This is a genomic window from Pseudomonas sp. PDM04 (assembly GCF_014851765.1).
In the GTDB taxonomy this organism is placed as follows: domain Bacteria; phylum Pseudomonadota; class Gammaproteobacteria; order Pseudomonadales; family Pseudomonadaceae; genus Aquipseudomonas.
Map to the genome: position 1 here is coordinate 414,038 of NZ_JACVAI010000007.1, position 6,824 is coordinate 420,861.

The 6,824-nt window shown below is 57.5% G+C and carries 8 protein-coding genes; 2 read left to right on the forward strand and 6 right to left on the reverse strand.

The features are described 5' to 3' along the window. Nucleotides 1-106 precede the first annotated feature (106 nt). Nucleotides 107-931, reverse strand: coding sequence for an SDR family oxidoreductase (locus IB249_RS26530; protein ID WP_192308849.1), 825 nt, complete (start codon nt 929-931; stop codon nt 107-109). Between the two features lie 45 nt (nt 932-976). After that, nucleotides 977-2,050: an alkene reductase gene (locus IB249_RS26535; protein WP_192308851.1), complete on the reverse strand. Its 1,074-nt coding sequence runs from the start codon at nt 2,048-2,050 to the stop codon at nt 977-979. A gap of 144 nt (nt 2,051-2,194) precedes the next feature. On the opposite strand from IB249_RS26535, the gene IB249_RS26540 reads away from it, so the two are divergent. Next, complete coding sequence (locus IB249_RS26540) at nt 2,195-2,680, forward strand: MarR family winged helix-turn-helix transcriptional regulator (protein ID WP_192308853.1); 486 nt, start codon at nt 2,195-2,197, stop codon at nt 2,678-2,680. A gap of 9 nt (nt 2,681-2,689) precedes the next feature. Here the strand turns inward: IB249_RS26540 and IB249_RS26545 are convergent, their stop codons facing one another. Continuing rightward, the gene (locus IB249_RS26545) at nt 2,690-3,544 is read right to left on the reverse strand and encodes an SDR family oxidoreductase (RefSeq protein ID WP_192308855.1); all 855 of its coding nucleotides are present in this window, start codon (nt 3,542-3,544) and stop codon (nt 2,690-2,692) included. A gap of 144 nt (nt 3,545-3,688) precedes the next feature. Between IB249_RS26545 and IB249_RS26550 the strand changes: the two genes are divergently transcribed. Beyond that, nucleotides 3,689-4,609: a LysR family transcriptional regulator gene (locus IB249_RS26550; protein ID WP_192308856.1), complete on the forward strand. Its 921-nt coding sequence runs from the start codon at nt 3,689-3,691 to the stop codon at nt 4,607-4,609. A 208-nt stretch (nt 4,610-4,817) separates the two neighbouring features. Here IB249_RS26550 and IB249_RS26555 read toward each other — a convergent pair whose 3' ends face one another. From IB249_RS26555 to IB249_RS26565, 3 genes are all read right to left on the reverse strand, one after another. Then, nucleotides 4,818-6,023: an NAD(P)/FAD-dependent oxidoreductase gene (locus IB249_RS26555; RefSeq protein WP_192308858.1), complete on the reverse strand. Its 1,206-nt coding sequence runs from the start codon at nt 6,021-6,023 to the stop codon at nt 4,818-4,820. 187 nt (nt 6,024-6,210) lie between these two features. After that, complete coding sequence (locus IB249_RS26560; RefSeq protein ID WP_192308860.1) at nt 6,211-6,432, reverse strand: cbb3-type cytochrome c oxidase subunit 3; 222 nt, start codon at nt 6,430-6,432, stop codon at nt 6,211-6,213. A gap of 15 nt (nt 6,433-6,447) precedes the next feature. After that, on the reverse strand, nt 6,448-6,824 hold a 377-nt coding region (locus tag IB249_RS26565; protein ID WP_192308862.1), incomplete at its 5' end, for a cbb3-type cytochrome c oxidase subunit I.

The following is a 6,824-nucleotide window of genomic DNA, read 5'->3' on the forward strand; positions in this document are numbered from 1 at the left end:
CGCCCGGTCAGTCGCTGCCGTTGGGAAGGGGGAACGAGATCATCAGATGATTCAGGGAAGCCCTGTCATCAGTAAACTGATGACAGGGCGATAGGAGAGGGAAACATCACTGAATCTGTTTGCTGATTTCCGACGTGGCGTGAGCGTATCGATCACCGCTCAGGGCTGATCGTGCGGATGGCGACGTGACCCAATGCTCCAGACACATGGCACCGATGTAATCGGGAGCGGCGGGAACGATTGAGCACGGCTGCAGTCGAGCACCAAAATAAGTGGCTGCCTGGTCCGTTTCCGCCTGCCGTGGGTCCTGTGTCAGATCGAAAAAACGCTTGAACCAGTGCTCAAAGGATGCGGACTCAAGGCCTGCAATGGAGACAGCGCTGTTCCTGGGCGGTGCCAATGCAATGGCGGCCAGCGCAGTCGCTACGTCGTCAGCGGCGATGGGACGAAACAGCGCATCGGGTAATCCAGTCGTTTCGCCTTTAGTGAATCCGGCGGCTATGGTCGGCAGGAATTCGAAAAACTGAGTCGCCCTGGCGATTGTGAAAGGAACCCCTGAGGCCCTTGCCAATTCTTCCTGGCCCAGTTTGGCATCGAAATAAGGATTACCCCTGACACCGTCTACACCGACGATGGACAGGGTAACGTGATGCTTGACGCCTGCGGCCAGCTCCGCCGCATAAATATGCTCTGCGGAGGCGCGGAAGAACGTCTTCAATGTCTCTGGATCAAAGGTGGGCACGTCAGACACGTCCACCACGACATCAGCGTCTTGGAGTGCCTCCATCAGGCCTTGACCTGTTGTGGTGTCCACATGGGTACGCCGTGACGCTGCGATAACCTCCAAACCAGCCTCCTTCAGCCTCGTGACCACCTTGGCGCCGATCAAGCCACTACCACCGAAGACAACGGCTTTTTTATATGCAGACATATCAATCTCCATCAAACAGGGTTTGGACCTCAATAACAGGATCGCTTACCAAACATCGTGTGAAGCCAGCGTAGGGTAGTCGGTGTAGCCCTGCGAGCCGCCGCCGAAGAAAGTTGCGCTATCCGCGGTATTCATCGGAGCCCCCATTTTCAGGCGATTGACGAAGTCCGGGTTGGCCAGCACGTGCCCGCCATAAGCTTCCATATCCGCAAGGCCCGCCGCAACATCGGCACCGACTTGCTCACGCAGCCGGCCAGGACGATTAAGGATCAACGTCTGATGCCAAAGCGTGCGCAGATCGGCCAGTAATGCAGAATCACCCCAGTCCATCACATCCAGGTAGGCGAGCCCGAGTCTGTTCAGTTCTGCAGTCAGATAACGGTACAGGGCCGGACCTTCCGGTCCTTCATCCAAACCACCCAATGTGGCCCCGGGCGATAGGCGGATACCGGTGCGGTCAGCACCGATTTCATCAACCACGGCCTTCGCCACTTCGAGGGCAAAGCGCGCACGGTTCTCGATGGAGCCGCCATAGGCGTCAGTACGTGTATTGGCGTTGGGTGCAAAGAACTGCTGGAGCAGATAGCCGTTTGCCGCGTGAATTTCCACACCATCCGCCCCCGCCTCAATGGCACAACGGGCAGCGTGACGAAAATCGGCAATTGTCTGTTGAACGTCTTCCAGCGTCATGGCGCGCGGCACGGGCATGTCCTTCATGCCAGCTACTGTATGAATCTGCTCCTGGGTTGCGATGGCGGATGGCGCCAATGCTTGCAGGTGGCCCGGCACGTTGTCGGGATGCGACATGCGACCCGAATGCATGATCTGGATAAAGAGATGCCCACCTTTTTCATGGACGGCGGATGTGACCCTGCGCCAGCCTTGAATGTGTGCATCCGTGTAGATACCGGGAGTGGCGACAGTGCCTTGCCCTATGTCGGATGGCTGCGTGGCTTCAGTCACGATCAACCCCATGCTGGCGCGCTGGGCATAGTACTCAGCCATCAGTTCAGTGGGCACACCGTCGGCAGTGGCGCGACTGCGGGTCATGGGTGCCATCACCAGGCGGTTCGGCAGTGCATAGGCGCCCAAGCGAATACGGGAAAAAATCTCGTGCATCTGGAATAACCTCTCGTCAGTAGCAAAGGTGGATGGAATGCCCGGCTGCCTCAAGAGATCGCGCCAGCATTATCTCGACGTCGAGATAAAATGTAGGGGGTGATGTATCTTGATGTCAAGACAAATACGCAGTAGGATCGACCAATGGATCAAGTAGACACATTAATTGAGCAATGGCGTGTGGCTCGTCCCGATTTGGACGTGACCACCATGGGGACGATTGGTCGCCTTTCACGGGCGACCAAACGTATTCATACCGTCGTGGAAGAGACCTTTGCTTCATTCGGCTTGAACATGGCCGGGTTCGATGTGTTATCTGCGTTGCGCCGCTCAGGCCCGCCTTACGCGTTGTCTCCGGGGGATTTGCTTGCCTCGATGATGATCACTTCCGGCACGATGACCAACAGGATCGACCAGTTGGAAAAAGCGGGACTGGTCAGTCGAACCCCTGATCCGGGCGATGCTCGCAAAGCCATCGTGTGTTTGACACCGGAAGGTTTGCAGCGAATCGATGAAGCGATCGTGCAACACGTCGCAACCCAGCGCCGGATTTTGGCTGGGTTGACTGCCGAGGAAGTCGCGCAACTTGATGGGCTGTTGCGCAAGCTGTCGCAAACTCTCGGCGTCTAGCCACTCAATTTAATGGTTGAAGCCGTCACCGTTGCAAGCACACGGACCAAATCGCTCGCGCATCATGGCCATGTAAGATTCTTCTTCGGTTTCACGGCGCGCCCGCACCATTGATTCGATATCGTGGGTCGCTAAATAACGCAAACGGCCAGTGCCATCGTTCGCCGCATCGAAAATGACTCGTGCCACGTCTTCGGAGGTTGACAGGCTCTGTTCGCGCAAGCCTTCAAATACCTCTGCCGTGTGGCTGATGAAAGCGTTGTAGTCAGCAGGCGCGCACACTTGAGCCACCTCACTCGCTGAACGAGCGCCGAATCCCGTGCTGATTACCCCACCAGGTTCAACAATTTTCACTACGATTCCTTGAGACGCCAGCTCATAAGACAACGACTCTGAAAAGCCTTCCAAGGCAAATTTGCTGGAAGTGTAGATCGAGAGCATCGGAAGTCCGAACACTCCAGCTCCGGAGCTGACGTTAATGACTACACCGGACTTACGCTGGCGCATATGCGGCAGGACCTGCCGGGTGACCTCCATCGCACCAAACAGATTCACGTCAAATTGTTCTCGAATTTTCGCACTCGAGGTGCCCTCGAACACGCCGAACAAACCAAATCCGGCGTTATTGATCAAGACATCTATCTGGCCGAATCGGGCCATTCCGGCGTTGATCGTCTCCTCGACACTGACCGTGTCCTGCACATCAAGACGGGTGACGATCACATTGGATAAAGATGCCAGTTCATCACCGTTGGCGATGTTGCGCATGCTGGCAATGACGTTCCAGCCTTGAGCTGCGAACAGCTGAGCGGTGGCACGCCCAAAACCGCTAGAAGCGCCAGTTATGAGGACGGTTGAAGTCATGAGATTACTCCCGATGGGTTTGATGTTCGCCCCATGCAACGAAACCGTACGGCTTCGTCGAGGCGGTACACCTGCACCATAATTTCACGCACTGGCGCAAACAATCGGGCTAGTATGGGATGATCTAATGCAAGAAATAGCACAATGCGAAAAGCCGGATTGCAGGATCTCAACGCCGTAGTCGCCTTGGCTCATCATCGGAGTTTTCGTCGAGCCGCTGTCGAGCTTGGCCTCTCCCCCTCGGCAATGAGCCACGCCATTGCAATGCTGGAACAACGAATGGGTGTACGGTTGTTCAATCGCACAACTCGCAGTGTTTCATTGTCAGAGGCCGGGGAACAGTTTCTAGCCCGGGTCCAGCCGGCGCTGGCAGACATCTCCAGTGCAATGGAGGCCGTAAATCAGTTTCGTGAGACGCCGAGTGGCAATCTGCGCATCAATGCTTCCGAGGGTGCAGTTCAAATGATCATGGCGTCGGTGGTTGCCGAGTTCCTTCGGCGCTACCCCGACATGCGTCTGGAAATCGTCACCAGTACAGCATTGGTGGACATCGTGGCCGAAGGCTTCGACGCCGGCATTCGAATGGGCGAAAGCGTGCCGCTTGATATGGTTGCAGTTTCCTGTAGCCCACCGTTGCGTTTCGCCGTAGTTGGCTCATCCGCCTATTTTGCCCAGCACCCGGCACCTCAAACGCCGGAAGACTTAAGGAGGCACAACTGCATCCGCACTCGATTTGCCAGTGGGGCACTCTACCGGTGGGAGTTCGTAAAACGGGGCCAGCAGCAGGTTATCGATGTCGATGGCACGCTGACTCTCGACAGCCAGCACTTGATTGTGGATGCAGCGCTCAAGGGGATCGGCATCATTTGTGTAAACGAATCTTCAATTGCCGAACATTTGGACGCTGGGCGCCTTATACGCACGTTGGAGGACTGGACGCCGGCTTATCCGGGACTATGTGTCTTTTACCCGGCAAACCGCCATGTGCCAGCCGGTCTTCGAGCTTTTATCAACCTGGTGCGTGAGATGAACGTGACCTTCACGAAAGATCCCACACTCGTCTGATTCTCACTTTTCAGGAAGGCCTTCGAAAGCGCCTATCAGAACAACAGCGCTCAGCACGGGCCCGCTAAAAGGCCCCATGTGAGGTGAGTAATGTGGGCATAAAAAACTGGATTGACGCATGAACGCCAATCCAGTTCTATTTTCAATCGCGCAGTTGCAGTTGCAAGGCGCATTTCAGATCATCTGGCTAACGTGTTGAGTTGGAGGCTCAAGCCACGACGGGAATCAGCGGGTCGGCCGCTTGAAGTGCGATTTCCCGATCCGCTGCCGGAGGGTAAATCCACTGGGTGTTGATTTGGACTTTCAGCTCCTTGCCTTCCTGGCCGGTCAGCACCACTTTACGCTCCCAGCCCTCGGTGTACACCGCACCCCAGCCGCCCAGGTCCAGGCAGGTGACGTACTTGGGCTGGCTATAGGCAATCGGCTCGACACCAAGCAGATCCGCGGCTGCGTTGTTGCCGGCGGAGCGGCCCAGGGCGATCGCGTGCTGGCAGGTCATCAGGGCGTGGTTACCCTGGTCGTCCACGGCAGCGTAGGCAGTGTCGCCGGTGGCGTAGATGGCGTCCTGGCCGAGCACCTTGAGGTTGCGGTCAACATGCAGGCGTCCCTGCGCGTCGCGTTCGCCATCGATTTGCCGGGTCAGCGGTGACGCTTTTACGCCCACGGCAAAGATCACCGTGCTGGAGGCAATTCGTTCGCCGTTGGCGAGATGCACACCGTGTTCATCGACCTTGGCAACTGGGCTCCCGAGGCGCCAGTCAACGCCCAGACTGGTGCTTGCGTCAGCGACGACCTTGGCGATTGCTTCGCCCATGGAACCGCCAATCTGCTTGGCCATATCCACCACAATCACACGGAAATCGGCCTGCTCGCCCAGGATGGCACGCAGGCGGGCCGGCATTTCGGTGGCGGTTTCAATACCGGTAAAGCCACCGCCGACTACGACCACTGTATTGCGGGCAGCGCTTTCCGGTTGCTGAGCCAATTGTTGCAGATGCGCTTCCAATCGCTGCGCTGACTCCAGGCTATCAACATCAAAGGTGAAGCGCTCGATGCCCTCCAGCGGCGGACGGGCCACTTGGCTGCCGGAGGCCAGGATCAGGCGATCAAAGTACAGCTCGGCATCGCCACCCGAGGCATCGCGATAGCTGACGCGCTGGCCGTCGGCGTCAATCTGCGTGGCGCTTCCTTGCACAAAGCGCACGCCAACAGCATCGAACAACGGGCTGAGCGGGGCGACGGTACTGGCCAGGTCGGTTTCATAAAAACGTGGGCGCACGCGCAGTTCCGCTTGGGGGGCAAGCAGAGTCACACTGATGTCAAGGCGCTTGTGTTGATCCAGCAGGCGCACGGCACTGAGTGCGCTCCACATTCCGCCGAAGCCGGCCCCGATGATCAGGATTTGTTGTTTCATATTATGAGTTCCCGTGGTGTGTTGGCGCTGATTGAAAACTGAACTATTGCGAACTGCTGACCTTTGCCGGCAATGTTTTGGGCCGGGTGGAATCCTCTTTCAGGTTATGTGAGCTCGTCGAAATCCACCGAATAACTGCGCTTCCCCATTGTTTCCAAGTATTTCTTCATCCCCGGAAGTCTTTGCTTCACATCTCCAGGTTCATCCAACCGACTTTGGCCTCTTCAGGCGCCACCGCCTTGACGACCTTGCCGGTGGCCCGTTCCACGCGCTGGGCGACTTCCGGGTCATCGGCGAAGGGGATCAGACTGGCCTCCTCCAGGCTCTGCTTCGTTTCCCGTTTCAGGCAGCACTCGACCGTCAGCCACAGGCTTGCAACGAACAGAGCCCCCAACAAGATTTCGGGCATCTCAATCTCCTTGCCTCAGGCAATCTGCGCTTCACGTTCGGCCAGGCGCACGTCCGCCACCCGCACGGTGCGCCAGACGTTGTAGGCCATCAGCAGCATGCCGCTGAGGAAGAACACGCCACCGGTAAAGCGCACCACAAAGCCGGGGTGGCTGGCCTGCAAGGCTTCGACGAAGGAGTAGGTCAGCGTGCCGTCGTCGTTGATCGCGCGCCACATCAGACCCTGGGTGATGCCGTTGACCCACATCGAGGCGATGTACAGCACAGTGCCGATGGTCGCGAGCCAGAAGTGCAGGTTGATCAGCGGGGTGCTGTGCATCTGCTCGCGCCCGAAGACTTTGGGCACCATGTGGTAGGTGGCGCCGAAGGTGATCATCGCCACCCAGCCCAGGG